General features: G+C 60.6%; 21 protein-coding genes. 14 read left to right on the plus strand and 7 right to left on the minus strand.

What is annotated here, in order from left to right:
- Positions 1–69: 69 nt before the first annotated feature.
- The 3 genes from carB to AC1DTN_RS05335 all read right to left on the minus strand — a co-directional run bounded on the left by carB (position 70) and on the right by AC1DTN_RS05335 (position 5,604).
- Entirely contained in the window at positions 70–3,555 is a 3,486-nt protein-coding gene (gene carB, locus AC1DTN_RS05325) for a carbamoyl-phosphate synthase large subunit (protein WP_477920057.1), read from the minus strand.
- 172 nt (positions 3,556–3,727) lie between these two features.
- A complete protein-coding gene (locus tag AC1DTN_RS05330; RefSeq protein WP_442206960.1) occupies positions 3,728–4,756 on the minus strand; it encodes a zinc-dependent alcohol dehydrogenase family protein in 1,029 nt (342 codons plus the stop codon).
- A 77-nt stretch (positions 4,757–4,833) separates the two neighbouring features.
- Positions 4,834–5,604, minus strand: coding sequence for a LytTR family DNA-binding domain-containing protein (locus AC1DTN_RS05335; RefSeq protein ID WP_442206959.1), 771 nt, complete (start codon positions 5,602–5,604; stop codon positions 4,834–4,836).
- An 85-nt stretch (positions 5,605–5,689) separates the two neighbouring features.
- Here AC1DTN_RS05335 and AC1DTN_RS05340 point away from each other — a divergent pair, with 85 nt between their 5' ends.
- Together AC1DTN_RS05340 and ypfJ are read left to right on the plus strand one after the other, a co-directional pair.
- Positions 5,690–6,178 (plus strand): DUF2306 domain-containing protein, encoded by a 489-nt coding sequence (locus AC1DTN_RS05340; protein WP_439016009.1) that lies wholly within the window; start codon positions 5,690–5,692, stop codon positions 6,176–6,178.
- A gap of 85 nt (positions 6,179–6,263) precedes the next feature.
- Positions 6,264–7,196 carry a KPN_02809 family neutral zinc metallopeptidase gene (gene ypfJ / locus AC1DTN_RS05345; protein WP_442206958.1) on the plus strand — a complete coding sequence of 311 codons (933 nt, stop codon included), beginning with the start codon at positions 6,264–6,266 and terminating at the stop codon, positions 7,194–7,196.
- 52 nt (positions 7,197–7,248) lie between these two features.
- On the opposite strand, the gene AC1DTN_RS05350 is transcribed toward ypfJ, so the two are convergent.
- The gene (locus AC1DTN_RS05350) at positions 7,249–8,241 is read right to left on the minus strand and encodes an aldo/keto reductase (RefSeq protein ID WP_442206957.1); all 993 of its coding nucleotides are present in this window, start codon (positions 8,239–8,241) and stop codon (positions 7,249–7,251) included.
- 110 nt (positions 8,242–8,351) lie between these two features.
- Between AC1DTN_RS05350 and AC1DTN_RS05355 the strand changes: the two genes are divergently transcribed.
- The 3 genes from AC1DTN_RS05355 (at position 8,352) to AC1DTN_RS05365 (ending at position 12,183) form a co-directional block, all read left to right on the plus strand.
- Positions 8,352–9,257: a LysR family transcriptional regulator gene (locus tag AC1DTN_RS05355; RefSeq protein WP_442206956.1), complete on the plus strand. Its 906-nt coding sequence runs from the start codon at positions 8,352–8,354 to the stop codon at positions 9,255–9,257.
- A 134-nt stretch (positions 9,258–9,391) separates the two neighbouring features.
- Complete coding sequence (locus tag AC1DTN_RS05360; RefSeq protein WP_113325104.1) at positions 9,392–10,639, plus strand: TCR/Tet family MFS transporter; 1,248 nt, start codon at positions 9,392–9,394, stop codon at positions 10,637–10,639.
- Positions 10,640–10,779: 140 nt separating this feature from the next.
- Entirely contained in the window at positions 10,780–12,183 is a 1,404-nt protein-coding gene (locus tag AC1DTN_RS05365; RefSeq protein ID WP_442206955.1) for an MATE family efflux transporter, read from the plus strand.
- Between the two features lie 118 nt (positions 12,184–12,301).
- On the opposite strand, the gene AC1DTN_RS05370 is transcribed toward AC1DTN_RS05365, so the two are convergent.
- Positions 12,302–12,622, minus strand: coding sequence for an antibiotic biosynthesis monooxygenase (locus AC1DTN_RS05370; RefSeq protein ID WP_442206954.1), 321 nt, complete (start codon positions 12,620–12,622; stop codon positions 12,302–12,304).
- A gap of 114 nt (positions 12,623–12,736) precedes the next feature.
- Positions 12,737–13,942 carry a glutamine-hydrolyzing carbamoyl-phosphate synthase small subunit gene (carA, locus tag AC1DTN_RS05375; protein WP_477920073.1) on the minus strand — a complete coding sequence of 402 codons (1,206 nt, stop codon included), beginning with the start codon at positions 13,940–13,942 and terminating at the stop codon, positions 12,737–12,739.
- Positions 13,943–14,310: 368 nt separating this feature from the next.
- Here carA and AC1DTN_RS05380 point away from each other — a divergent pair, with 368 nt between their 5' ends.
- On the plus strand, positions 14,311–14,763 hold the full coding sequence (locus tag AC1DTN_RS05380) for a GatB/YqeY domain-containing protein (RefSeq protein WP_113185705.1): 453 nt from the start codon (positions 14,311–14,313) through the stop codon (positions 14,761–14,763).
- On the opposite strand, the gene AC1DTN_RS05385 is transcribed toward AC1DTN_RS05380, so the two are convergent.
- Entirely contained in the window at positions 14,744–15,640 is an 897-nt protein-coding gene (locus AC1DTN_RS05385) for a hypothetical protein (protein WP_442206952.1), read from the minus strand. The two genes, AC1DTN_RS05380 and AC1DTN_RS05385, sit on opposite strands and share 20 nt — an antisense overlap.
- 666 nt (positions 15,641–16,306) lie before the next feature.
- Here AC1DTN_RS05385 and dnaG point away from each other — a divergent pair.
- The 8 genes from dnaG to rpoD all read left to right on the plus strand — a co-directional run bounded on the left by dnaG (position 16,307) and on the right by rpoD (position 26,688).
- Positions 16,307–18,322 carry a DNA primase gene (gene dnaG / locus AC1DTN_RS05390; RefSeq protein ID WP_113324530.1) on the plus strand — a complete coding sequence of 672 codons (2,016 nt, stop codon included), beginning with the start codon at positions 16,307–16,309 and terminating at the stop codon, positions 18,320–18,322.
- Complete coding sequence (gene recQ / locus AC1DTN_RS05395) at positions 18,322–20,187, plus strand: DNA helicase RecQ (protein ID WP_442206951.1); 1,866 nt, start codon at positions 18,322–18,324, stop codon at positions 20,185–20,187. The genes dnaG and recQ overlap by 1 nt, the downstream gene beginning before the upstream one ends.
- 75 nt (positions 20,188–20,262) lie before the next feature.
- Positions 20,263–20,724, plus strand: coding sequence for a cupin domain-containing protein (locus AC1DTN_RS05400; RefSeq protein WP_442206950.1), 462 nt, complete (start codon positions 20,263–20,265; stop codon positions 20,722–20,724).
- 61 nt (positions 20,725–20,785) lie between these two features.
- Positions 20,786–21,514, plus strand: a complete 729-nt coding sequence (locus tag AC1DTN_RS05405; RefSeq protein ID WP_442206949.1) for a class I SAM-dependent methyltransferase — start codon at positions 20,786–20,788, stop codon at positions 21,512–21,514.
- A gap of 67 nt (positions 21,515–21,581) precedes the next feature.
- A complete protein-coding gene (locus tag AC1DTN_RS05410; protein WP_477920059.1) occupies positions 21,582–22,769 on the plus strand; it encodes a glycine C-acetyltransferase in 1,188 nt (395 codons plus the stop codon).
- Between the two features lie 23 nt (positions 22,770–22,792).
- The gene (tdh, locus tag AC1DTN_RS05415; protein WP_113324500.1) at positions 22,793–23,830 is read left to right on the plus strand and encodes an L-threonine 3-dehydrogenase; all 1,038 of its coding nucleotides are present in this window, start codon (positions 22,793–22,795) and stop codon (positions 23,828–23,830) included.
- Between the two features lie 10 nt (positions 23,831–23,840).
- Positions 23,841–24,188, plus strand: a complete 348-nt coding sequence (locus AC1DTN_RS05420; protein WP_442206948.1) for a GFA family protein — start codon at positions 23,841–23,843, stop codon at positions 24,186–24,188.
- 445 nt (positions 24,189–24,633) lie between these two features.
- Positions 24,634–26,688 carry an RNA polymerase sigma factor RpoD gene (gene rpoD / locus AC1DTN_RS05425; protein ID WP_112543627.1) on the plus strand — a complete coding sequence of 685 codons (2,055 nt, stop codon included), beginning with the start codon at positions 24,634–24,636 and terminating at the stop codon, positions 26,686–26,688.
- The last annotated feature ends 77 nt before the right edge of the window (positions 26,689–26,765 follow it).

Raw genomic sequence — 26,765 nt, forward strand, 5'->3', positions numbered from 1 at the left:
CTGCAATTTTGGGTCGCAGTTTTGACGAGCCTAGGAGGCGAGCGCGAAGAGGCGATGCCTCTCCCGGGATCAGAAGTAGCTCTGCAGCGGGCGGACTTCGAGATTGCCGGCCTTGAGCGCCTTGATGGCTTGGGCGGCAGCTTCGGCGCCGGCCATCGTGGTGTAATAGGGCACCTTCTGCATCAGCGTGGCGCGGCGCAGCGACTTCGAATCCGAGATCGCCTTGTTGCCGTCGGTCGTGTTGATGACGAGTTGGACCTGGCGGTTGCGGATGGCGTCTTCGATATGCGGACGTCCCTCGAGAACCTTGTTGATCTTCGCGGCGGTGATGCCGTTTTCGGCGAGGAAGCGGGCGGTGCCGCCGGTCGCGAGAACCTTAAAGCCCTGTTCGACGAGGATGCGGATCGCCGGCAGAACGCGCGGCTTGTCTTCGTCGCGCACGGAAACGAAGACCGTGCCTTCACGCGGCAATTCGACGCCGGCGCCGAGCTGTGACTTGGCGAAGGCCAGCGCGAAATCGGTATCGAGGCCGATGACTTCGCCGGTCGAGCGCATTTCCGGTCCGAGCAGCGTATCGACGCCCGGGAAACGGGCGAAGGGGAAGACTGCTTCCTTGACGGCGATGTGCTTCAGGGCACGCGGATCGGGCTTCTCGCCGTAAGCCGCAAAGGTCGCATCCAGCTTCTCGCCGGCCATGACGCGGGCGGCGATCTTGGCGATCGGCGCGCCGATGGTCTTGGCGACGAAAGGCACCGTGCGCGAAGCGCGCGGATTGACTTCGAGCACGTAGACCGTGCCGTCCTTGATGGCGAACTGGACGTTCATCAAGCCGCCGACATTGAGGGCCTTTGCCATGGCTTTCGCCTGGCGCTCCAGCTCGTCGAGCATCTCGCGCGAAAGCGTGCGCGGTGGCAGCGAGCAGGCGCTATCGCCGGAATGGATGCCGGCTTCCTCGATGTGTTCCATGATGCCGGCGACATAGACGTCTGTGCCGTCGGACAGGCAGTCGACGTCCACCTCTATGGCGTGGCTGAGATAGCTGTCGAACAGCAGCGGGTTCTTGCCGAGCAGGGTGTTGATCTGGCCGGTCTTGTCGTTCGGGTAGCGTTGCTTGATATCCTCGGGTACCAGTTCCGGAACCGTGTCGAGCAGGTACGTCTGCAGCTGGCCTTCGGAATGCAGGATCTGCATGGCGCGGCCGCCAAGCACGTAGGACGGGCGCACGACCAGCGGGAAGCCGATTTCGGCGGCGACGAGGCGGGCCTGCTCGACCGAGTAGGCAATGCCATTGTTCGGCTGATTGAGATCGAGCTTCATCAGAAGCTTCTGGAAACGGTCGCGGTCTTCGGCAAGGTCGATCATGTCGGGCGCGGTGCCGAGGATCGGGATGCCGTTCTTTTCGAGCGCTTCTGCGAGCTTCAGCGGGGTCTGGCCGCCGAACTGGACGATGACGCCGACGACTTCACCCTTTTCCTGCTCTGCGCGCAGAATTTCGATCACGTCTTCGGCCGTCAGCGGCTCGAAATAGAGGCGATCGGAGGTGTCGTAGTCGGTGGAAACCGTTTCCGGGTTGCAGTTGATCATGATTGCTTCGTAGCCGGCATCCTTCAGCGCGAAAGCGGCATGGCAGCAGCAATAGTCGAATTCGATGCCCTGGCCGATACGGTTCGGGCCGCCACCGAGGATGACCACCTTCTTGCGGTCGGAGACCAGCGCCTCGGAGCGCGCAGCGCCGACGAAAGGCGTTTCATAGGTCGAGTACATGTAGGCGGTCGGCGAGGCGAATTCCGCGGCACAGGTGTCGATGCGCTTAAAGACTGGGCGGACGTTGAGCGCGTTGCGCAGCTCGGCCACTTCCTTCGGGCGCTTGCCGGTCAGGGTGGCGAGGCGGGCGTCGGAGAAGCCCATGGCCTTCAGCATGCGCAGGTTGGTTGCATCATCAGGCAGGCCGTGCTCGCGGATGCGGGCTTCCATCTCGACGATGTTCTTGAGCTGGGCGATGAACCACGGGTCGATCTTGCAGCCTTCATGAACCTCTTCGATGCTGAGGCCCATGCGCAGCGCCTGGGCGACCATACGCAGGCGGTCCGGCGTCGGCGTACCGATCGCGGCGCGGATGGCGTTGTGGCTGGATTCGCCTTCTTCGGAATCCGGGATCTCGATTTCGTCGAGGCCGGTCAGACCGGTTTCGAGGCCACGCAGTGCTTTCTGCAGCGATTCCGCGAAGGTACGGCCGATCGCCATGACTTCACCGACCGACTTCATGGCCGTGGTGAGAACCGGGGATGCGCCCGGGAATTTTTCGAAGGCGAAACGCGGGATCTTGGTGACGACATAGTCGATCGACGGTTCGAACGACGCCGGCGTCGCGCCGCCGGTGATGTCGTTTTCGAGTTCGTCGAGCGTATAGCCGATCGCGAGCTTGGCGGCGAYCTTGGCGATCGGGAAGCCSGTGGCCTTGGAGGCCAGSGCCGASGAGCGCGACACGCGCGGGTTCATYTCGATGACGACGAGGCGGCCGTCCTTCGGGTTGACGGCGAACTGCACGTTCGAGCCGCCGGTTTCGACGCCGATCTCGCGCAGCACCGCGATCGAGGCGTTGCGCATGATCTGGTATTCCTTGTCCGTCAGCGTCAGCGCCGGAGCGACGGTGATCGAGTCGCCGGTATGGACGCCCATCGGATCGATGTTTTCGATGGAGCAGATGATGATGCAGTTGTCCGCCTTGTCGCGGACGACCTCCATCTCATACTCTTTCCAGCCGAGGACGGATTCTTCGACCAACACTTCGGTGGTCGGCGAGGCATCGAGGCCGCTGCCGACGATTTCGAAGAATTCCGAGCGGTTATAGGCAATGCCGCCGCCGGTGCCGCCGAGCGTGAAGGACGGGCGGATGATGGCGGGCAGGCCGACATGGTCGATCGCCTGGGCGGCGATCGCCATGGCATGGCTCATGTAGCGCTGCTTGCGGTCGCTCTCGCCGAGGTTCCACTGGTTTTCCAGCTCGTCAAGCGCCTTGTCGAGATCGGAGCCGGAAAGGCTTTCGCGCAGCTTGGTGCGCTCAGCCTCATGCGTCTTGCGGTCGGCGTCCTTGATGTCGGTGGCGTTTGCCAGCATCGAGCGCGGCGTTTCAAGGCCGATGCGGGCCATCGCCTCGCGGAACAGCGCGCGGTCCTCAGCCATGTCGATGGCGGCAGGTTTTGCGCCGATCATCTCGACATTGTAGCGATCGAGCACGCCCATGCGCTTCAGCGAGAGAGCGGTATTCAGTGCCGTCTGGCCGCCCATGGTCGGCAGCAGCGCGTCGGGGCGCTCCTTGGCGATGATCTTGGCGACGACTTCAGGGGTGATCGGCTCGACATAGGTTGCGTCGGCGAGGCCCGGATCGGTCATGATCGTTGCCGGGTTGGAGTTGACGAGGATGACGCGGTAGCCTTCCTCCTTCAGCGCCTTGCAGGCCTGGGTGCCGGAATAGTCGAATTCGCAAGCCTGGCCAATGACGATTGGTCCCGCACCGATGATGAGGATCGATTTGATGTCTTGGCGCTTCGGCATGGGCGATATCCATTTCTAGCTGCGCAAAAAGCCGGCCAGGGTGGGAGGTCACCGGGTCGGGTCGCGCATTGAGGGTCTTTTCAGGCTAGAAGCGGCTTATAGGCAAATGTTTTTGCAAACGGAACCCCATAAATCATGGAATCGACAGGAATTCGGACCGGCCTTTGGAAGCCTATTGCCCGCCGGGCACGACGAGCGTGCGAATCTCGCCGCCAAGCGCCGGATTGGCGATCGCTTCAGGCGCCTGTTCGAGTGTGATCCGACGCGAAATCAGCGGCTCCACCTTGATTGCGCCTAAGGCGATGAGATCGGCGGCGCGCCCGTGCGTGAAAGGGTTGAGGAAAGAGCTGACGAGGTTCACTTCGCGAAACAGCAGGTCGAAGGGCTCGATCTCAATCTTTGCGCCTTGCGGCATGACTCCGAGGATGATGGCCGTGCCGCCGCGTCTTGCAAGCTTGGAAGCCTGCATCATCGTTTCCGGCACACCAGCACATTCAAAGACGACATCGCCGCCGCCGGGCAGCAATCCACCTTCTCCGGTAATGCCGCTGACGGCATCCGCCTGTGACGGATCGAAGGTCACCGTCGCGCCAAGCCTTTCGGCGAGCGCGCGTTTCTCGGCGTTACGGGTAACCAGAAGAATGCGTGTCGCACCGGCGAGCCGGGCAAGCTGGACGGTGAGCAGGCCGATCACACCGCCTCCAAGCACGATCACGGAAGCGCCTGTCTTGATGTTGGCGAGATCGACGCCGTGCAGGCAGCAGGCGAGTGGCTCGCAAAAGGCGCCGTGCAGGGGATCGAGGCCAAGCGGCAGGGCGAAGGCCTGTTTCTGCGGAAGGATGACATAATCGGCAAAACCGCCGTCTTTATGGATCCCGATCGCCTGCAGGTTCCGGCAGAGATTGACGCGGCTGTTGTGGCATTCCTCGCAGCGCCCGCAGGCGATATTGGGATCGCCCGTGACCCGCATGCCGGGGTGGAAGCCGGTGACCTCGGGGCCGACCGCTTCGATGATGCCGGCGAATTCGTGGCCGAGGGTCACTGGTGGATGGGAGGGGAATTCACCCAAGAAAAGATGCCGGTCGGTGCCGCAGATGCCGCAAGCTTCCACGCACACCAGCAGATCACCCGGTCCGGGAACGGGCTTTTCGACCTTGCGCAGAAACAGCTTTCCGGTCGCTTCCAGGCGCACGGCTTTCATCGGCATTCTCCTCCAGGTCTCCTTATCATCAGGAAGCGGGAAAGCAGGAGTCGCGTCAAGCATTTGCCGGCATTTCTTCAGCCGAAGCGTTTGCGGGCTTCCTCGGCAAAACTCCGGCTGACCGGGATCTGCGTGCCGTCACGGGTGAGGATCAGGATCTTGCCGTTATCGCGTTTCAGGGATTCGACATGGGCATCGGCCACCCAATGCGACCTGTGCACCTGAAGCCCTGGCGTTTCTCCGATCTCGCGCAGCGCATCGGAAAAGCGCAGGAGCACCAGCTCGCGGCCGCGGCTGGTGATGACCTCGGTATAATGGTCCTGCACGGAAAGGCGCAGCAGGGCGCCGCGGTTCTGTGGCTTCAGCCGGTCGAGTACGGAGGCTGCCGGAGGTGTTTGCGCCGTTGCCTGCTCGATCTGCCGATGCATGGCGAGGTAGGTCAAAAAGCAGAAGAGGGCGCAGAGCGGCAGCGCGAAGAGCGCCCTTGCGAAGCTGCTGCCAAGCGCGGCCGGATTGCCAGTGAAGGCATAGTCGACGAGGCCGATTGCAAAGCCGATCGGCAGGGCTGCGACCAGTGAGCCGATCATCATGCGCCAGAACATGCGGTCCAGCACCTTGCGCAGCAGCGCATCGGCAAGAACCGAAAATAGGACGGCGATGGACCAGGCGACGGCGTGCAGGACCAGCCAGTAGGCGAAGCGCTCGCCGGCCGCCATGCTTTCCATCGTCCCATAGGGGCCGGTGATCGCGAAGATCAGGACGATGGCGAGGAAGGTTCCCCAGAAGCGCGGCGCGCGCCAGAAGACCTGCAATTCGCGAAGCGTGGATTGCAAGGATGGGTGATCCACGAAGTTTTCCCGCCGTCTACGCCATGTTTGTTGAGAGGAATGCAGTCATGCCGGAAACGGGGGACGAATTCAACCGGAGCCGCTCATGACCCTGGAACCTCTGCTTAATGCCCCTGTTGCCATTCAGGTCCACGTTGCCGCCGTGGTGCCGGCGGCTATCCTCGGCGCCTATCTGCTCGCGTGGCCGAAGGGCACGCCGCGGCATCGTCTGCTCGGCAAAATCTGGATGGTGCTGATGGTGGTGACGGCTCTGTCGAGCTTCTTCATCCACCAGATCAATCTCGTCTATGGCTTCAGCCCAATCCATCTTCTTTCCGTCCTCGTGCTGGCCGGAAGCTGGCGGGCGGTTCTTGCCGCGCGGCGACATGATATCCGTACACATCGGCGGATCGTATCGGGCATGTATTTTGGCGGCATCGTCGTTGCCGGCCTTGCGACACTGCTGCCGGGCCGGCTGATGCATGCGGTCACATTCTCCGGCAATAGCTGGCTGGCCCTGGCGCTGCTTGGGCTGGTCACCGCTGCGATCGGCGCGGCCATCGGGTTTCGTCCGCGCCGCAGCCGGGTCGCGTGAGGAAGCGGCTGGAATTCGTCCTCGCGGCGGATATATAACTGACTCCTGTGAGCATGCATGAGGCGCATCGCCGGGGAGATCGATCATGGAATGGAAAGGCCGGCGTCAGTCCGACAATATCGAGGATCGCCGTGGCGATCCATCCGGTGGCATGGGACGCAATCCCTTCGGCCGTGGCGGCGGCTTCAGCTTTCCATCAGGCGGCGGCGTTGGCCGTCGTGGTGGCGGGCTCAGCATTGGCACGATCATCTTTCTCGTGGTCATCTACCTGATCTTCAAGGCGATGGGTATCGACCTGATGCAGGTGATGGATGGCGGCGGCGGTTCGACGGGCGATTCCGGCTATTCGCAGAGCGAGTCTTCGCCACAGGCGCCTGCCAATGACGAGATGACCGCCTTCGTGCGCACGGTTCTCGCCGAAACCGAAGATACCTGGCATGGCATCTTCCAGTCGCAGGGCAAGGATTATGAGGAGCCACGTCTCGTGCTCTTCTCCGGCCAGACCCAGTCGGCCTGTGGATTTGCCTCGGCTGCCACCGGTCCGTTTTACTGCCCCGGTGATCACAAAGTTTATCTCGACACGGCCTTTTTCCAACAGCTTTCCGACCAGTTCGGCGCATCCGGCGATTTCGCCGAGGCCTATGTGGTCGCCCATGAGGTCGGCCATCACGTGCAGAACCTGCTCGGCATCCTGCCGAAGTTCAATCAGGCGCGCCAGAGCATGAGCGAGGCCGATGCCAACAAGATGTCGGTCCGCGTCGAACTGCAGGCAGATTGCTTTGCGGGCATCTGGGGCAAGTATACGCAGCAGAAAGGCATTCTCGACGCCGGCGATCTGGAGGAGGCGTTGAACGCTGCGCAGCAGATCGGCGACGATACGCTGCAGAAGCGTTCGCAGGGCTATGTCGTGCCTGAGAGTTTCAACCACGGCACGTCGGCGCAGCGCATGCGCTGGTTCAAGCGTGGCTTCGATAGCGGACAGCTTTCGGCCTGCGATACTTTCTCCAACCCGATCTGATCAGGATATTCGGCACCCTGCCCGAAGGCAGGGTGCCGGTCAGCCGGGCAGCTTACTTTTCGCTGTCCATGTGCTTGAGCTGAGCTTCAGGATAACGGGCGCCCTTGGCGGCCCCCTTCGGCACGGCGCGTTCAATGGCGGAGAGATCGTCTGCGGTGAGTTCCACTGCGCGGGAGCCGAGCGCTTCCGTCAGCCGGTCGCGGCGGCGGGCGCCGACCAGCGGTACGATATCCTTGCCCTGTGCCGCTACCCAGGCGATCGCGACTTGTGCGACCGAGGCGCCCTTGAGGGTGGCGATCTTCCGGAGTTCTTCCACCAAAGCAAGGTTTTCATCGATATTGCCTTCCTGGAAGCGCGGACTGACGGCCCGGAAATCGCCTGCGCCCTGCTGGCCTTTCTGCCAGTGGCCGCTGATGAGGCCGCGCGACAGCACGCCATAGGCTGTGATGGAGATGCCGAGCTCACGGGTCGCGGGCAGGATCTCACCTTCGATGCCGCGGGAGATCAGCGAATATTCGATCTGCAGGTCGGCAATCGGTACGACGGCAGCGGCCCGGCGGATCGTATCGGCGCCGACTTCGGACAGCCCGACATGGCGGACGTAACCAGCCTTGATGAGATCTGATATCGCGCCGACCGTGTCCTCGATCGGCACATTCGGATCGAGGCGGGCAGGGCGGTAGATGTCGATATAATCGACGCCTAGGCGCTGCAGCGTATAGGCAAGGAAGTTCTTCACGGCGATCGGGCGCGCGTCGTAGCCGTTCCAGCCATTGGAGGGATCACGCAACGCCCCGAACTTGACGCTGATGATGGCGTCTTCGCGCTTGCGGCCCTTGAGCGCCTCACCGATCAGCATTTCATTATGGCCCGTGCCATAGAAGTCGCCTGTGTCGAGCAGGTTGATGCCGGCATCGAGCGCTGCGTGGATGGTCGCAATGCTTTCAGCGCGATCAGATGGGCCGTACATGCCCGACATGCCCATGCAGCCAAGGCCGATAGCCGAGACTTCTGGACCGGTTTTTCCCAAACGATAGGTCTGCATTTTCTTCTCCTTCAGCGGCGCCCGACGGCGTCTTCGGATGCTGTTTTACCGCAGCCGAATTTGTGCGATAATCCGGATAGTCTCGAACGGGCCGTACGGGAAAATGCACAATGGACGACCTTCCCCTCAGTGATCTGGATGCCTTTGCCGCAATTGCAAGAGAGCGCAGCTTCCGCTCCGCAGCCCGCAAGCGCGAGGTTTCTGCGTCGTCGCTGAGCGACTCCCTGCGGCGCCTCGAAGAGCGGCTCGGTGTCAGGCTTCTCAATCGTACGACGCGCTCCGTCACGCTGACGGCGGCGGGCCAGCGATTGCTCGAGAGGCTTTCGCCGGCGCTTGCGGAAGTGGCGGCCGCGCTCGGTCAGCTCGACAGTTTTCGTGACAGTCCGGCGGGCACGCTCAGGCTCAACGTGCCTGGTATCGTCGTAAAGCTCTTCATGGCCGATCTCGCCGTGCGGTTTCTGGCGCTCTACCCGCAGATCACGCTGGAGATCATTGCCGAAGATACATTCATCGATGTGCTGGCCGCCGGCTTCGATGCCGGCATTCGTTATGACGAGCGGCTGGAGCGCGACATGATTGCCGTGCCGATCGGTCCGCGCCGGCAGCGCTATGTGACGGCGGCTGCTCCCGCCTATCTGGAAAAGTGGGGCGTGCCACAACATCCGCGGGATCTGCTGGAGCATAGCTGCATCCGCCATCGCTTCATCAGCGGCGCTTCGCTTGCCTGGGAATTCGAACGGGGTGACGAAGTGCTCGTGATTACGCCATCCGGTCCCATCATCGCCAATGCTGTGGAGATGGAGATCGAGGCCGCCCTTGCCGGTCTCGGCGTCATCCGTACCTTTGAAGAACTGCTTGCGTCAGGCATTGCTGAGGGCAGGCTAGTGCCGATCCTTGAGGAATGGGACAGCGAATTTTCCGGCCCCTTTCTCTATTATCCGAGCCGCCACCACATGCCCGCGCCATTGCGGGCTTTTGTCGATTTTGTACGGATGGAGCAGCGAAAGAACGCGTGAACCATCTGTTTCGGCGGTCTCTCCATCAAAAACATTGAAATGTTCACGTATTGTTTCGGTCATTCCAATCGGCTATGTCATATATCCGGCGACGAGATCGTCTTTCCAGAAAATATCAGCTGTAGAGATGTCTTATGCTTGATCCGAAATTCGTTCGCCGCGGCCTTTTCCTGGTCTTCATCATTCTCTTTCTGGACGTTATCGGCATTGCGATCATCATGCCGGTACTGCCTGTTTATCTGGAGCAATTGACGGGCGGCACGGTCAGCGATGCAGCCGTGGACGGCGGCTGGCTGATGCTGATCTACTCGCTGATGCAGTTTCTGTTTGCGCCGCTGCTCGGAAACTTGAGCGATCGTTTCGGGCGCCGTCCGATCCTGCTGCTCTCGGTGCTGACCTTCGCGTTCGACAATTTCATCTGCGCCATCGCCACCAGTTATTGGATGCTCTTCGTCGGCAGGGTGCTCGCGGGCATCAGTGGCGGCAGTTTCGCCACCTGCTCGGCTTACATTGCCGACATCAGCAATGAAGAGAACCGCGCCAAGAATTTCGGCCTAATCGGTATCGCCTTCGGTGTCGGTTTCACCGTCGGCCCCGTGATCGGCGGCTTCCTTGGCGAGTTCGGGCCGCGCGTGCCGTTCTATGGTGCCGCCGCGCTTTCCTTCATCAATTTTGTTGCCGCCTGTTTCCTGCTGCCGGAAACGCTCGAAGCGAAGAACCGCCGTACCTTCGAATGGAAGCGCGCAAACCCGCTCGGCGCTTTGCGGCAGATGCGGCACTATCCCGGCATCGGCTGGGTTTGCCTCGTGATGTTCCTATTTTTCCTCGCCCATGCCGTCTATCCCTCGGTCTGGCCCTTCGTCTCGACCTTCCGCTATGGTTGGAGCGAAGGGCAGATCGGCCTGTCTCTCGGCCTCTACGGGATCGGCGCCGCTGTGGTCATGGGACTCGTTCTGCCGCGTGTCGTGCCTGTACTCGGTGAATGGAAGACGGCGCTGCTCGGCCTGTGTTTCTCGATGGCCGCCCTCACAGGTTATGCTTTCGCCTGGGAGGGCTGGGTCGTCTATACCGTGATCGTACTGACGGTTATGGAGAATGTTGCCGATCCGCCGCTGCGCAGCATTGCCGCCGGCAAGGTGCCGCCATCCGCACAGGGTGAGTTGCAGGGCGCGCTTACCAGCATCGGCAGCATCACGACGATCATCGGCCCGCTGATCTTCACCCAGATGTTCGGCTATTTCACCAAGCCGGATGCACCTATCACCTTTGCCGGCGCGCCCTATCTGCTGGCCGCTTTCTTCATCCTCCTTGCTGCGGTTGTATTCCTGACGCGGGTGACGACATCGAAAACACCGGCACAAGCCTTCAACGCAGCGGAGTGATCCATCAAAAACAGTGAAGCCGTGATGAATTTTTCAGCATCTGCCTGTTTTGGGGTGGTTCTTTGCGTCGCTTTGCTCTAAGCCGACATGATATTTTGCCGCACTGCGGCCCTTAACGATTCAATCTCAGGAATAGTGTCATGGACACGCCGATCGACGTGCGCGCCGTTGCGCCTGCAAACGACAACCGCTGGTCTGCGCATTTTCGCGCCACGCTGATGCTCGGCGTGCCGCTGATCGGCGCTCAGCTCGCGCAATTCGGCATCGGCATGACCGATGTGATGATCGTCGGTCAGCTCGGAGCAGAGCACTTGGCCGCCATGGTGCTTTCCGCGCAGTTCCTGTTCACGATCCTGATTTTCGGTTCTGGCTTTGCGATTGCCGTTATCCCGATGGTGGCCCAGGCCTATGGCCGCGGCGATGTCGTGAGCGTGCGCCGGTCGCTGCGCATGGGTATCTGGGTCGTCATCTGCTACTGGTTGCTGATGCAGCCGGCCTTCTACAATTCCGAGGCAATACTGCGTTATTTCGGGCAGAAGCCTGAAGTGGCGAAGCTTGCCCACGGTTATATCATCATCGGTCAGTTCGGTGTGCTGCCGGGTCTGCTCTATAATGTCATGCGCGGGCTTGTCAGCGCCATCGGCAAGGCTGGCGTCATTCTCCAGGTCACCATCGCCATGCTGGTGCTGAATGCGATCGGCGCCTACATCCTCGTGCTCGGCCATTTCGGTCTGCCGGTCATGGGGCTGGAAGGGGCCGCCATCGTGTCCGTTGCGGTGCAGGCGGCCGGTTTCCTCTTCATCCTCTCCTATGTACAGGGCAGGGAGGAGACGCGGCGCTATGAGATTTTCGTGCGCTTCTGGAAGCCGGACTGGCATGCCTTTTTCGAAGTCATACGCTTGGGCCTGCCGATCAGCATCACCATCCTCGCCGAAGTGAGCCTCTTCACGGCAGCCTCGCTGCTGATGGGCCATATCGGTACGATCGAGCTTGCTGCGCATGGCATCGCTCTGCAGTGGGCATCGATGGCTTTCATGATCCCGCTCGGTCTCGGCCAGGCGGCAACGGTGCGGGTCGGTGTCGCGCACGGGCAGGGCGATCATACCGGGCTGGTACGCGCGGCGATCACGGTGCTGATCATCGCCAGCATCGCTGCGATCATCGGCAGTGTCATCTTTGCGACCGTGCCGCAGCTTCTGGCGCGCCTGTTTCTCGATGTCAGCCTGCCGGAAGCGCCCGAGGTGCTGGCCTATGCCGGTCCGCTGATCGTCATCGCCGGTCTCTTCCAGTTCGTCGATGGCGTGCAGGCGATTGCCAGCGGCTTGCTGCGTGGGCTGAAGGATGCGCGCGTGCCGATGATCCTGGCGTTGATTGCCTATTGGCCGATCGGCTTTTTCCTCGCCTGGGCCTTTGCCTTCCCGCTCGGTCTCGGCGGTCTCGGCATCTGGCTAGGCTTTCTTGTCGGGCTTGCGGCCGCGGCCGCCATGCTCTGCACGCGCTTCTATATTCTCGTTCGCCGGGAAGGGGCTGCGGCCGGCGCCTGAGCCGGCCGTCCTACAGCATCGGCCCGAAGATCGGAATCGATTTTCGGAAGCCTAATGCGTAGATTCAAAGAGTTAGAACGTCCTTTGTGCGTCCGAATGGACGCACGGCGCTCTAGTATCAGGCGGCCACGGGCTTGTAGCTGGCGATATCTGCGCGGATGCCGAGGCGCGCAAACATTTCCTGCGGGTCGAAATTGGCGGCCTTGTGGGCTGCAGCAACGACCGCCCGCACGCGTTCGACGACATCGGCGCTTTCCCATTCGGCAACCGTGACGAAATTGAATTCGCCGGGGCCGGCAACCTGTTCCAGCACCGTATGATTGATGAAGCCGCCCTGTGCCTCCAGCACCTTATGGGTCATCATCACATTGACGAGAAATTCCTCGCGCGCCGCAGCTGGTACGACGAATTTGTCTATCCTGTAGAAAGCTCCGCTCATCCGATCTTCTCCTGCATCTGATGTGTTGCAGGCAGTTCTGTAATTCCTCAAGTTAAGTTGAGGTCAATATGCCGGCAAGAAAAAAGGCCCGCCTGAGCGAGCCTTGATCCGGTATCAGCGTTCGGCGAGTGCCGCTTCGCCCTTCTTCTCGCGCACCATGTTAACAAAGCGGCGGAAGAGGTAGTGGCTGTCCTGCGGGCCGGGAGAGGCTTCCGGGTGGTGCTGGACGGAAAAGACCGACTTGCCGAGAACGCGCAGGCCGCAATTCGTGCCGTCGAACAGCGATACGTGAGTCTCTTCAACGCCTTCGGGCAGCGACTTCGTGTCGACCGCGAAGCCGTGGTTCATGGAGACGATCTCAACCTTGCCGGTCGTGTGATCCTTGACCGGGTGGTTTGCACCGTGATGGCCCTGGTGCATCTTCTCGGTCTTGGCGCCGAGTGCCAGGCCCAGCATCTGGTGGCCGAGGCAGATGCCGAAGACCGGGATATCGGTGCTGATCAGTTCCTTGATGACTGGCACGGCATATTCACCTGTAGCGGCCGGGTCGCCCGGGCCGTTCGACAGGAAGATGCCATCCGGCTGAAGGGCGAGCACATCCTGGGCACTCGCCGTTGCCGGCATGACCGTGACCTTGCAATCGAGACCGGCGAAGAGGCGCAGGATGTTGCGCTTCACACCGTAATCCAAGCAGACGACATGGTACTTGCTGTCGGCGGCGGCGAGTTCACCGTATCCTTCGTTCCAAACCCAAGGTGTCTGCGACCACTGCGAGGACTGGCCGGAGGAGGCGATCTTGGCGAGGTCGAGGCCTTCGAGGCCGCTCCACGCCTTGGCTTCCGCCTTCAGCGCTTCGATGTCGAAATTTCCCGAAGGATCGTGAGCGATGACGGCGTTGGGCGAGCCGTTCTCGCGGATCCAGGCCGTTAGCGCGCGGGTGTCGATGCCGCAGAGGCCGATGATGCCGCGGGCCTTCAGCCAGGCGTCGAGATGCTTGGCAGCACGGTAGTTCGAGGGCTCGGTGATATCGGCCTTGAAGATCACGCCGACCGCGCCGTGGCGTGCTGCAGGCGTCAGGTCTTCGATATCCTCTTCGTTGGTGCCGATATTGCCGATATGCGGGAAGGTGAAGGTGACGATCTGACCGAGGTAGGAGGGGTCGGTGAGGATTTCCTCGTAGCCGGTGAGCGCCGTGTTGAAGACGGCTTCCGCCTGAACGCTGCCGGTTGCGCCAATACCCTTGCCTTCGATGACGGTGCCGTCGGCAAGAACGAGCAGGGCGGTCGGCTTTTCGGTTGTCCAGGGTGCTGTCGCGGTCATCTTCATCCCGTTTCCGGCGGGCTTGGCGTTCTGAAAACGCGAGCCGGCCATTTGATCTCGCAGGTGCAGGCGCGCGGCTTTTGCCGCGTTTGACGCCTGATCACGAATTTTGGTGCAGGTGGCGGTAGATAGCCACGCTCTCTGCCTAGGTCAATCTTTGTACTGCAGATTGCGGCACTTTTCCTGCCGATATTGCCGGGATTCTCGCAATTTATTTGATCCCACACATCAGCGTGGTTTATGAAAGCGCCATTCCAGAGCGGTGGGCCGGGAAACGGATTCGCCGCTTCAAGTTTTTGTTCAAGCATCGGCTTATCTGAAAAGCCCCTTCACACTTTTCGGTCCGGTGCTTCAGAAGGAGTAATGACATGCTGCGCGATCAACTCGCCACCCAGCTCAAGGAAGCCATGAAGGCGAAGCAGATGGAGCGTCTCGGCACCATCCGCCTCATCCAGGCCGCGATCAAGGATCGCGACATCGCCAATCGCGGCGTCGGCAAGGAAGAGGCGGGAGACGACGAAGTGCTGCAGATCCTCGCCAAGATGGTGAAGCAGCGCGATGAGTCGGCGAAGATCTACGAAGAGAACGCCCGCCCCGAGCTTGCAGCCAAGGAGCGCGCGGAAATTGTCGTTATCCAGGACTTCATGCCGAAGCAGCTTTCCGACGATGAGGTGCGTGCCAATATCGCCGCCATCATCAAGGAAGTTGGCGCAGAAGGCCCGAAGGACATGGGCAAGATCATGGCTGCCCTGAAAGAGCGCTATGCCGGACAGATGGACTTTGCCAAGGCTTCGGGCACCGTCAAAGAGCTGCTGAAATAAGGCGCCTTGCCTGCGGTTGTTCTTCGACCGCAGGCCCAAGCGCGGCTTCGGCGGCTGAATCGATGATGGCGAATTTCGCCGCCTGATAGTTCCAATATTCGAGCACGAAACCGCGGGAGAGCCAGAAATCGCCCTTTCTCGGCGGTTCGGTCCATCCCACGCTTCCCATATCGGCGGCCTGCGCGAGCAGGCGTTTCAGGTGGGTATTGGAAATCATGAACTGATCGCGAATCTCGCGCAGCGACAACGGGCCGACGATGACGCGATCGGCAGAACGCGGAAAGCCCGGCAGGCGCGAAATCAGATAGTCCATCACGAGGCCGCCGGAATTGGCCCAATTAAAGAGATTGAAGGTAGCGCCCGGATCGCGCACTGCTTGGGTTTCGATGATCTTCTTGGCGATTATCGGCTGCAGGCGGGCGATCAATGTTGGATCGGCCATCAGATTTTTCGCGCGGCGGCCGCCATCGAGGCTATCCAGAATCATCAGATGGGCGACCAGCCATTTGGTAAAATGATGCTCCGCCGTTTCCGTCGGCTCAAGGAAGCGCGTACGTTTGTCATCGCCCGGAATGGGACGCAGAAACCGGTAGACCAGCATTTCCTGCACGAAGGCAGCTGCCGTGTTGCGGCTGGCGATCTTGTTCTGGATGACGAAATCGATGAAGCGGCCGGAATAGAGGCCGCGCCTCTCTTCACCAGGATAGCCGTAATAGAGAGCAAAACCAGTATGCGCCATCAGCCAGCGCTGCTGTGCGGCGAATATCGATGCAATACGCGGGCTGTCGCGATAAATCGCGAGCATTTCATTGGCACAATGAAGAATTGCAGCAAGAAAACTATCGTCGGCTGCAAGATTTTCTGCGGTGTAGGCCATAGCGCTGTCCAGGAGTTTCGCGCATTCATTTGCCACGCCTATTGGAAGTGTCAATGCTTTTGTATTTTAGGGGTTAATTGGTAAGGTAAAGCTCAATAAAAGCGGCGGCGTATAGCCCAAAAATTAAGAAGGCAGGAGCTGGGGGCGCTCCTGCCTTCTTGCTCTTTGCTTCCGTCAGCGACGCAGGGTCGAAACCCAAGCCGGCGGGTATTTGCAAAGGCACCCTTGCGAGGCGGCGCCGGGGGTAGGGATGGTGCCTCGCTTGGGGATCGCTTTGTTGAGTTCGAACTTATGGCCAGCCCCCGGCTTATTCAAATTACAAAAATATAATAATCCCGGATTCGGCCTTTCGGGATGTGAATATGGAGTTCGGCCGCGCACTCCGAAAAAGCCTGGGCAACCCACTCCGATCTCTTTTAACTGATTGTTTTTTCATATTCTTTCTCCGAACCGGCTTTCCGCGATATGGACGGCGCCATTCTCTCGGAACTTGGAAAATGTCAAAAATGTCGCACCCCCAGTCAGGGGCCGATAACACGTTGTTGAGTGGCATTGGCCGACGTTTGTGACAATGTCCTGCGCCCTGTGAAAAGCGGGATTTACGGCAGAAGTTTCGTGGCGCGGCGCGGTAAAGCTGCTTATATGGATGTTCTGCAAGAGGTAGAGATGCGCTTTTCCCCCACCTTCCTGGACGATATCCGCGACCGCGTTCCCATTTCGAACGTGATTGCGCGGCGCGTGGGCTGGGACAAGCGCAAGACCAACGTGTCGCGCGGCGACTATTGGGCCTGCTGCCCTTTCCATGGCGAGAAGTCGCCGAGCTTCCATTGCGAGGATCGCAAGGGCCGTTACCATTGCTTCGGCTGCGGCGTGACCGGAGATCATTTCCGCTTCCTGACCGAGCTCGAAGGCCTGAGCTTTCCCGAGGCGGTGCAGACGATCGCCGACATGGCCGGCGTGCCGATGCCGGTCGCCGATCCGCAGATGGAAAGACGCGAGAAGGAGCGTACCTCGCTTCTCGACGTCATGGAAATGGCGACCCAGTTCTTTCAGGACCAGCTGCAGACGGCGAATGGTGCGAGGGCACGCGCCTATCTGCGCGACCGCGGGTTGACGGGGCGCACCATCGAGACCTTCCGGCTCGGTTTTGCACCCGACAGCCGCAATGCGCTTAAGGAATTCTTGGCCGGCAAGGGTGTCAGCAAGGAGCAGATCGAGGCCTGCGGGCTTGTGGTGCACGAGAATGTGCCTGTTTCCTACGACCGGTTCCGCGACCGCATCATGTTCCCGATCCTGTCGTCGCGCGAGAAGGTCATTGCTTTCGGCGGACGCGCCATGTCACCGGATGCGCCGGCGAAATATCTCAATTCCAACGAGACCGAACTCTTCCACAAGGGCAACGTGCTCTACAATTTCGCCCGGGCGCGTCGCGCGATGCAGGGCGCAAATGGCGAAGGCACCATCATTGCCGTCGAAGGCTATATGGATGTCATTGCGCTGCATCAGGCCGGTATCGAGAATGCCGTGGCACCGCTCGGTACGGCGCTGACCGAAAACCAGCTCGATCTGCTCTGGAAGATGACGTCGCAGCCGGTGCTCTGCTTCGATGGCGACGGCGCCGGCATTCGCGCCGCCAACCGCGCCGCCGATCTGGCGCTGCCGCATCTTAAGCCGGGGCGGAGCGTGCGTTTTGCGCTGCTGCCTGACGGCAAGGACCCCGATGATCTCGTGCGTCAGGACGGCAGGGCGCCTTTCGACAAGGTCATGGCGCAGGCAAAGCCGCTGTCGGAAATGCTGTGGGACCGCGAGGCGAGAAACGGGACCTTCGATACGCCTGAGGCGCGCGCCGAGCTGGAAGCACGGCTGAAACAGCTCGTTGCCGTCATTGGTGACGAGAATGTGCGGCGCCATTACCAGCAGGACATGCGCGACCGGCTGAACAGCTTCTTCCAGCCGCAGTTCCAGAACCGCGGCGGCGACCGGCGCAACTTCGGTGGCGGCAGCAATTTTTCAGGAGGCAGCAATTTCGGCGGGGGCAATTTCCGTGGGCAGAAGGAGCGGGGCGGGAAGGCCGGAGGACCTCGAACGCAGGCATTCGCATCGGATCGCCTGACCCGTTCGGGGCTCGTGCGTGGCCATCAGGAAAATGCGGCGCTCCGGGAGTGTGTGCTGGCGCTGACCGTCGTCAACCATCCCGCGCTGATGCTGGACGATTATGATGAGATCGCTGCCATCGATTATGACAATCGCGATCTGCAGAAGCTCTGGTCGGCGATGCTGGGAGCAGCTGCCGTTGTCGCCGGGCCACATCTGACGCGTGATTACCTGTTGGAATGCCTTGATGTCGCCGGCTTCGGTTCGCTCCTGAAAAACCTTGACCAGCAGGTGCGTAATGCCCGGCTCTGGACGGCTACCGAGCAGGCAGCGATGGAAGATGCCCGTGAGGGTTATCGCCAGGCGCTCGCCTTCCACAAGCGCGCCAAGGATCTGCGCTGGCAGAAGATCGAGCTGGAGCGTGATATCGCCCAGGCGACCGAGGCGGGCGACGATGCCGAGATCGACCGGCTGATGCGCGCTTCGCAGGAAGTGCATTTCGAGGCGTTGCGGCTCGAAAACCAGGAAGCCATTATCGATGGCTTCGGTGTGCTCTCCGGGCGCGTCAAGGGCGCTGCGAGCCACTGATGTCGCAGACTGAAAGCCACGAGCCGCTGTTTTCCGCATCCGATGCGCTGTTTTCAGGCGCGGCCAAGCCGCTCGATGTGCTGAAGCGTGTCTACGGCTATCCCGCCTTTCGCGGGCGGCAGCAGGAAGTCGTAGAGCATGTGGTTGCCGGTGGCGATGCCGTCGTGCTCTTCCCGACAGGTGCGGGCAAATCGCTCTGCTTCCAGATTCCGGCTCTTTGCCGCCCGGGTCTTGGTATCGTCGTCTCGCCGCTGATTGCGCTGATGCGTGATCAGGTGGAGGCGATGAAGCAACTCGGGATCCGTGCCGCGGCACTGAATTCCTCGATTTCGCGCGAGGAGTATGGCGCGATCCGTCGCGGCATTTCCTCTGATAATCTCGATCTGCTCTATGTGACGCCCGAGCGCATCCTGATGGATGGGTTCCGCGAGCTGATCGGCAATACGAAGATCGCGCTCTTTGCTATCGATGAAGCGCATTGTGTCTCGCAATGGGGCCACGATTTCCGGCCGGAATATCGCGAACTCGGCAAGCTTGCGGAACAGTATCCCGGTGTGCCCCGCATCGCGCTGACGGCGACGGCCGATCCGCATACGCAGGAGGATATTATCGAGCGGCTGATGCTCGACAATGCCGAAGTCTTCACCACCAGCTTCGACCGGCCGAATATTTCCTATGAGATCGTTGAGCGCGACCAGCCGCGCCAGCAGCTCCTGCGTTTCCTTTCCGGCCACAAAGGCAATAGCGGCATCGTCTATTGCCTGTCGCGGGCCAAGGTGGAGGAAACCGCCGACTGGCTGAACACCCAGGGCATACGGGCGCTCGCCTATCATGCCGGCATGGACCGAGCGCTGCGCGACGCCAACCAGGATGCGTTCCTGAAGGAAGAAGAGCTTTGCCTTGTCGCGACAGTTGCCTTCGGCATGGGCATCGACAAGCCGAACGTGCGTTATGTCGCCCATCTCGATCTGCCGGGCTCGGTGGAGGCCTATTATCAGGAGACGGGCCGCGCCGGACGTGACGGCCTGCCGTCCGAGGTGTGGATGGCCTATGGCATGGCCGACGTGATCCAGCGCCGGCGGATGATCGACGAGGGCAATGCGGCCGACGAGATCAAGCGCATCGAGCGCGGCAAGCTGAATGCGCTGCTGGCGATCTGCGAGACGGCTTCCTGCCGGCGCCAAGCGATCCTGGCGCATTTCGGCGAGGCGCATGGTGGCAAATGCGGCGGTTGCGATACCTGCCTGAAGCCGGTCGAGACATGGGACGGGACCGAGGCGGCGATCAAGGCGCTGGCTGCGATCTACCGCACCGGCGAGCGTTTCGGCGCCGGGCATGTGATCGATGTGCTTGTCGGCAATAGCAATGAAAAGACCGAACGCTTTCGCCATGTCGATATGCCTGTTTTCGGCGCAGGCAAGGATATTGCCGTTCGCACCTGGCAATCGGTCTATCGCCAGCTGATGGCGATGGGGCTGATCCGCGTCGACCATGAGGCGTTCGGAGCCCTGAAGCTCGAGCCGGAGGCGCGCGCCGTCTTCAAGCGTGAGCGTGAGGTCTTCTTCCGCAAGGATCGCGCGCCTTCCGAGCGCAGAGCGAAGAAGACTGAGCGAGCGGAGCGCAGGACCGGGCTTTCAGGGGCGGATGGCACGCTCTTCGAAGCGCTGAGGGCCGAGCGCATGTCGATTGCCAAGTCACTCGGCGTGCCGCCCTATGTTGTCTTCCCGGATACGACGCTGATCGCCTTTGCCACCGAGCGGCCGCGCAGCCGCAAGGAGCTTCTCGGCATTTCGGGCGTCGGCCAATCGAAGCTCGAGCGTTACGGCGACGCTTTCCTCGATATCATTCTCTCCCACGACGAATAGTCCGGTTGCACCTGCCTTCCGCTGCAATCGGCACAGATCTCTGCTAGGGTTGCTCCAGAGTTTGGGGGAACTTCAATGGCACATTTCAACAGAGCAGTCACATCACTGCCCGGGCGCGAGCGGATTGCCAGACATCCGCATGGCGGGCAGGTCTTCATTCATGCAACGGCGGAGGAAACCGCCGGCGCCTATGGCATATGGGAAACCTTCTCGGCGCCAGGCACCGGCCCGTCGCGGCATATGCACACGCGGGAGACGGAGGTCTTTCGGGTCATCGAGGGGAGCTATCGTTTCTGGTGCGGAAACGAGATGATCGAGGCGCCCGTCGGCTCCGTCGTCGTGCTGCCGCCGAATGTTCCGCATCATTGGCGCAATGTCAGCGATGGCATGGGCCGGATGATGGGCTTCGTCACGCCTGGTGGCTTCGAGCATTTCTTCGTGGAGCTCGAACGGGCTGGTGCGGCGACACCGGAATCGATCTTGCCGATCCAGCATAGGTTCGGCCTCGTGGAGATCGGCGACGGTCCCGATCCCTGAGATGCCCGATCCTTGAGATGATGATGGATGGTATCCTATAAGGGCCATCCGGAGGATTATCATGAGCCAGAATATCTATGACACGGCGGAGTTCTTCGCCGGATACAGCGCCATGCGCCGCTCGGTCGAAGGGCTTGAGGGTGCGGCCGAATGGCCGGCGGTTCGGGCGCAATTACCTGATCTCACAGGCAAGCGGGTGGTCGATCTCGGCTGTGGTTTCGGCTGGTTTGCCCGCCATGCTCGCTCGGTGGGTGCTGCAAGTGTCCTCGGCCTCGACATATCCGAGAACATGATCGGCCGGGCTAGGGCGGATACGCATGATGAGGCGATCACCTATGGGATTGCCGATCTCGAAGAGCTGGAACTGCCGGAAGCCTCATTCGATTTCGCGCATAGTTCGCTCGCTTTTCACTATGTCAAAAATTTCGAGCGGCTTGTCGCCACAGTCTACCGGGCGCTCGTTCCCGGTTCGCGTTTCGTCTTTACGATCGAGCATCCGATCTTCATGGCGCCGCGCAATGCCGGCTGGAGCACGGATGCCGATGGGCAGCGCATATGGCCGCTCGACGGCTATGCCGTCGAGGGAAGCCGCACAACGGACTGGCTGGCGAAGGGTGTCGTCAAGCAGCATCGCCGCCTCGGCACGACTATCAATATGCTGATATCGGCTGGTTTTACGATCCGCCATGTCGAAGAATGGGCGCCGAACGAGCAGGATCTGACCGCGCATCCCGAATGGGTCGAAGAGCTCGACCGGCCGATGTTTCTGCTGATCTCGGTCGAGCGTTGAGCAAGACAAGCCAGCGGCAATATGCTAACCGACGCTCAGACGGGAAACATCAAGAGAAGGGCCCTCAATGACCTCGAATTTCCTCTCGCACCTGCGCGGCGAACTGGCTGCGCTCAAGGATGCCGGCCTCTATAAATCAGAGCGCGTCATCACGTCGAAGCAGGCCGGCGAAATCGCCGTTGCCTCTGGTGAACGCGTGCTGAATTTCTGCGCCAACAACTATCTTGGCCTTGYCGATAACGAGGAACTGGCGGACGCCGGTAAGAAGGCGCTTGACCGTTACGGCTACGGCATGGCCTCGGTGCGTTTTATCTGCGGCACGCAGGAAGAGCATAAGCAGCTTGAAGCCCGTATCTCGTCCTTCCTCGGCATGGAAGACACGATCCTCTATTCCTCCTGCTTCGATGCCAATGGCGGTCTGTTCGAGACGCTGCTGTCCGAAGAGGACGCGATCATTTCCGATGCGCTGAACCATGCCTCGATCATCGATGGCGTGCGCCTCTCCAAGGCCAAGCGTTTCCGCTACGCCAATAATGATATGGCGGCGCTGGAAGAAGAGCTGAAGAAGGCCGAAGGCAGCCGCTTCAAGATGATTGCGACCGATGGCGTCTTCTCCATGGACGGTATCATCGCCAATCTCCAGGGCGTCTGTGATCTTGCGGAAAAGTACGGTGCGATGGTCATGGTGGACGACAGCCACGCCGTCGGCTTCGTCGGCAAGCATGGCCGCGGCTCGCCGGAATATTGCGGCGTCGAAGGCCGTATCGATATCATCACCGGTACGCTCGGCAAGGCGCTCGGCGGCGCGTCCGGTGGTTATACTTCGGCTAAGGCCGAGATCGTCGAGTGGTTGCGGCAGCGCTCGCGCCCCTATCTCTTCTCCAATACGCTGGCGCCGGTCATTGCCGCCGCCTCGCTGAAGGTCTTCGACCTCATTGAAAATGGCGATGCGCTGCGTGAGCGGCTGACGGCCAATGCATCGCTCTTCCGCTCCGAAATGACCAAACTCGGCTTCACGCTGGCGGGCGAGGGTCATGCGATCATCCCGGTCATGCTGGGCGATGCGAAGCTTGCGCAGGATATGGCGGCACTGATGCTGAAAAAGGGCGTCTATGTGATCGGCTTCTCCTTCCCCGTCGTGCCGAAAGGGCAGGCGCGTATCCGCACCCAGATGTCGGCTGCGCATTCGAAGGCGGACGTGGAGCGGGCGATTGCCGTTTTTGCCGAAGCGGGCCGTGAACTCGGCGTTATCTAAGAGCCTTGAGGAGAGAAAAGATCATGTCCAACATGATGAAAGCACTGGTCAAGGCGAAGCCCGAAGTCGGCCTCTGGATGGAGAACGTGCCGGTGCCGGAAGTCGGCCCGAACGACGTGCTGATCCGCGTGAAGAAATCGGCGATCTGCGGCACGGACGTGCATATCTGGAACTGGGATCAGTGGGCGCAGAAGACCATTCCGGTGCCGATGGTGGTCGGTCACGAATTCTCGGGCGAGATCGCCGAGATCGGCTCCGCCGTTACCAAATACCGCGTCGGCGAACGTGTTTCCGGCGAAGGCCATATCGTCTGCGGCAAATGCCGCAACTGCCGTGCGGGCAGGGGGCATCTTTGCCGCAATACGCTCGGCGTCGGCGTTAACCGGCCGGGCTCCTTCGGCGAGTTCGTCTGCATTCCGGAAGCCAATGTCGTTGCCATCCCCGACGATGTCACGGATGAGATCGCAGCGATCTTCGATCCGTTCGGCAATGCCGTTCACACCGCGCTCTCCTTCGATCTCGTCGGCGAAGACGTGCTGGTGACGGGTGCGGGGCCGATCGGCATCATGGGCGCGCTGGTTGCCAAGCGTTCCGGTGCACGCAAGGTCGTCATCACCGATATCAATCCGAACCGGCTCGATCTTGCCCGCAAGCTCGGCATCGATCACGTCGTGGATGCTTCGAAGGAAAACCTCGCCGATGTGATGAAATCGATCGGTATGACCGAAGGCTTYGATGTSGGRCTYGAAATGTCMGGTGCCGCRCCCGCATTCCGCGACATGATCGACAAGATGAACAATGGCGGAAAGATCGCCATCCTCGGSATTGCGCCTGCTGGTTTCGAGATCGACTGGAACAAGGTGATCTTCAAGATGCTGAACCTCAAGGGCATCTATGGCCGCGAGATGTTCGAGACCTGGTACAAGATGATCGCCTTCGTGCAGGGTGGCCTGGATCTGTCGCCGGTTATCACTCATCGCATCAAGATCGACGAATTTCGAGATGGTTTCGAGGCGATGCGCTCGGGCAATTCCGGCAAGGTCGTGATGGATTGGATGTGAGAAGACGGAAATGAAATACGAGGGAAGCTGCCACTGCGGCAATATCGCCTTTACGGTTGAAGGCGCGTTTACGGAAGCAGTCGATTGCAACTGCTCGCTCTGCCGCCGGCGCGGCGGGCTTCTGGGCTTCGTGCCACGGGAGAAGCTGCATCTGACGGTGCCGGAAGAAAACCTGTCGACCTATACGTTCAACAGCCATGCCATCAAACATCACTTCTGCGCCAAGTGCGGCATCGCGCCCTTTGGGGAAGCGACGGCGCCCAATGGCATGGAGATGGCATCCGTCAATCTGCGCTGCATTCCGGCGTTCGATCTGTCTGCCCTGACGGTGAATGCGTTCGACGGTCTGTCGCGGTAAGCCGGCTTTCTTGTTCGACGCAGCAGCGGCGTTGCGACGTCGAACTCACGCAAAGTCAAGTGCAGAATTTTTCTGCCCTTGTCTTTCCCTGGTGACATACTAAATAAGCGTAGCAATCGCTGGCGCGGTTCAAAGCCTGTGGATAAGGCTTTTTCCGGGTTTTCGGGGGCTTTTTTTCTGGAAAAGCTTGACGAGAACAAATTTTGTGGGAATCACCGTTCGACTTGAGCGGTGAACTGGGTCAAGGCGGATCGCACAACCATGGCCGGAAATCCAATAGCAATGAAATTTTGCTGTCCGATGCCGGCTATCGTGGTTAATCAGGCTTTAAATGTCATCCCGTTAGGTGGGTATAGGTGATTCGAGGCCGGCGCGCACGTGCCAGGCCACGACAGGGCCATTCACCGAAGCGAGTATGAATAGCGTCAGGAAGGCGACGATATAAATGGCAACGAAGGTCAAAGAGAACGAAGAAGCGGAAGTCGAACGCGACGGCGCAAGCGACGGCCCTCTTCTCGATCTTTCCGATGACGCGGTCAAGAAGATGATCAAGGCCGCCAAGAAGCGCGGCTATGTGACGATGGACGAGCTGAACGCCGTCCTGCCTTCCGAAGAAGTGACGTCCGAACAGATCGAAGACACGATGTCGATGCTGTCAGATATGGGCATCAACGTCATCGAAGACGAAGAAGCCGAGGAAGCCGGCGCTTCCGGTAGCGATGACGACGACAGCTCTGATAGTGAGGACGGTGAGGGCGGCGAACTCGCACCTTCCAGCGGTACCGCGCTTGCGACCGCCAAGAAGAAAGAGCCGACCGACCGTACCGACGACCCGGTGCGCATGTATCTGCGCGAAATGGGTTCCGTCGAGCTTCTGTCGCGCGAAGGCGAAATCGCCATCGCAAAGCGCATCGAGGCCGGCCGCGAAACGATGATCGCAGGCCTCTGTGAGAGCCCGCTGACGTTCCAGGCGCTGATCATCTGGCGCGACGAACTGAACGAAGGCACGACGCTGCTGCGCGAGATCATCGATCTCGAAACGACCTATTCCGGTCCGGAAGCCAAGGCTGCCCCGCAGTTCCAGAGCCCCGAGAAGATCGAGGCCGACCGCAAGGCTGCCGAGGAAAAGGAAAAGACGCGCCGCGCCCGCTCCGGTGACGACGACATCACCGATGTCGGCGGCGAAGGCATGCCTCCGGAAGAGGAAGAAGAGGACGAGGACGAATCCAACCTCTCTCTCGCCGCGATGGAAGCCGAGCTTCGCCCGCAGGTCATGGAAACGCTCGACATCATTGCCGAGACCTACAAGAAGCTGCGCAAGCTGCAGGACCAGCAGGTCGAGCAGCGCCTTGCTGCCACGGGCACGCTGTCTTCCGCTCAGGAGCGCCGCTACAAGGAGCTCAAGGACGAGCTGATCAAGGCCGTGAAGTCGCTGTCGCTCAACCAGAACCGCATCGATGCGCTGGTCGAGCAGCTCTATGACATCAACAAGCGCCTCGTGCAGAACGAAGGCCGCCTGCTTCGTCTGGCCGAATCCTACGGCGTCAAGCGCGACTCGTTCCTGGAGCAGTATCAGGGTGCTGAGCTCGATCCGAACTGGATGAAGTCGATCGGCAATCTGGCCGCCCGCGGTTGGAAGGAATTCGCCAAGAGCGAGAACACGACGATCCGCGACATCCGCCAGGAGATCCAGAATCTCGCAACGGAAACCGGCATTTCGATCTCGGAATTCCGCCGCATCGTGCACATGGTGCAGAAGGGCGAGCGTGAAGCGCGTATCGCCAAGAAGGAAATGGTCGAAGCGAATCTTCGCCTCGTCATCTCCATCGCCAAGAAGTACACGAACCGCGGTCTGCAGTTCCTCGACCTCATTCAGGAAGGCAATATCGGCCTGATGAAGGCGGTCGACAAGTTCGAGTACCGCCGCGGCTACAAGTTCTCGACCTATGCGACATGGTGGATCCGTCAGGCGATCACCCGCTCGATCGCCGACCAGGCCCGCACGATCCGTATTCCGGTGCACATGATCGAAACGATCAATAAGATCGTCCGCACTTCGCGCCAGATGCTGCATGAAATCGGCCGCGAGCCGACGCCGGAAGAACTGGCCGAAAAGCTCGCTATGCCGCTCGAAAAGGTCCGCAAGGTCCTGAAGATCGCCAAGGAGCCGATCTCGCTCGAAACCCCTGTGGGCGACGAAGAAGATTCGCATCTCGGCGATTTCATCGAGGACAAGAACGCGCTGCTGCCGATTGACGCCGCCATCCAGGCGAACCTGCGCGAGACGACGACCCGCGTTCTGGCATCGCTGACGCCGCGCGAAGAGCGCGTTCTGCGCATGCGCTTCGGTATCGGCATGAACACCGACCATACCCTCGAAGAAGTCGGCCAGCAGTTCTCGGTTACCCGCGAACGTATCCGCCAGATCGAGGCGAAGGCGCTGCGCAAGCTCAAGCATCCGAGCCGCTCCAGAAAGCTGCGCTCGTTCCTCGACAGCTGAGCTTTCACGCTTCCAGACGATCGATACCAGAACCCGGCCAGCCTTGTTGGCCGGGTTTTTCTCTGCCTGCGATCCTG

This window comes from Rhizobium sp. 01T444, from assembly GCF_056398305.1.

What these genes read in the sequence shown, in the direction of transcription:
- AC1DTN_RS05330 (WP_442206960.1), bottom strand. Translation starts at nt 4,756, where the DNA reads ATGAAAGCCGTGCGCCTGGAAGCGACCGGAAAGCTGTTTCTGCGCAAG.
- AC1DTN_RS05340 (WP_439016009.1), top strand. Translation starts at nt 5,690, where the DNA reads ATGACCCTGGAACCTCTGCTTAATGCCCCTGTTGCCATTCAGGTCCAC.
- ypfJ (WP_442206958.1), top strand. Translation starts at nt 6,264, where the DNA reads ATGGAATGGAAAGGCCGGCGTCAGTCCGACAATATCGAGGATCGCCGT.
- AC1DTN_RS05350 (WP_442206957.1), bottom strand. Translation starts at nt 8,241, where the DNA reads ATGCAGACCTATCGTTTGGGAAAAACCGGTCCAGAAGTCTCGGCTATC.
- AC1DTN_RS05355 (WP_442206956.1), top strand. Translation starts at nt 8,352, where the DNA reads ATGGACGACCTTCCCCTCAGTGATCTGGATGCCTTTGCCGCAATTGCA.
- AC1DTN_RS05360 (WP_113325104.1), top strand. Translation starts at nt 9,392, where the DNA reads ATGCTTGATCCGAAATTCGTTCGCCGCGGCCTTTTCCTGGTCTTCATC.
- AC1DTN_RS05365 (WP_442206955.1), top strand. Translation starts at nt 10,780, where the DNA reads ATGGACACGCCGATCGACGTGCGCGCCGTTGCGCCTGCAAACGACAAC.
- AC1DTN_RS05370 (WP_442206954.1), bottom strand. Translation starts at nt 12,622, where the DNA reads ATGAGCGGAGCTTTCTACAGGATAGACAAATTCGTCGTACCAGCTGCG.
- carA (WP_477920073.1), bottom strand. Translation starts at nt 13,942, where the DNA reads ATGACCGCGACAGCACCCTGGACAACCGAAAAGCCGACCGCCCTGCTC.
- AC1DTN_RS05380 (WP_113185705.1), top strand. Translation starts at nt 14,311, where the DNA reads ATGCTGCGCGATCAACTCGCCACCCAGCTCAAGGAAGCCATGAAGGCG.
- AC1DTN_RS05385 (WP_442206952.1), bottom strand. Translation starts at nt 15,640, where the DNA reads ATGGCCTACACCGCAGAAAATCTTGCAGCCGACGATAGTTTTCTTGCT.
- dnaG (WP_113324530.1), top strand. Translation starts at nt 16,307, where the DNA reads ATGCGCTTTTCCCCCACCTTCCTGGACGATATCCGCGACCGCGTTCCC.
- recQ (WP_442206951.1), top strand. Translation starts at nt 18,322, where the DNA reads ATGTCGCAGACTGAAAGCCACGAGCCGCTGTTTTCCGCATCCGATGCG.
- AC1DTN_RS05400 (WP_442206950.1), top strand. Translation starts at nt 20,263, where the DNA reads ATGGCACATTTCAACAGAGCAGTCACATCACTGCCCGGGCGCGAGCGG.
- AC1DTN_RS05405 (WP_442206949.1), top strand. Translation starts at nt 20,786, where the DNA reads ATGAGCCAGAATATCTATGACACGGCGGAGTTCTTCGCCGGATACAGC.
- AC1DTN_RS05420 (WP_442206948.1), top strand. Translation starts at nt 23,841, where the DNA reads ATGAAATACGAGGGAAGCTGCCACTGCGGCAATATCGCCTTTACGGTT.
- rpoD (WP_112543627.1), top strand. Translation starts at nt 24,634, where the DNA reads ATGGCAACGAAGGTCAAAGAGAACGAAGAAGCGGAAGTCGAACGCGAC.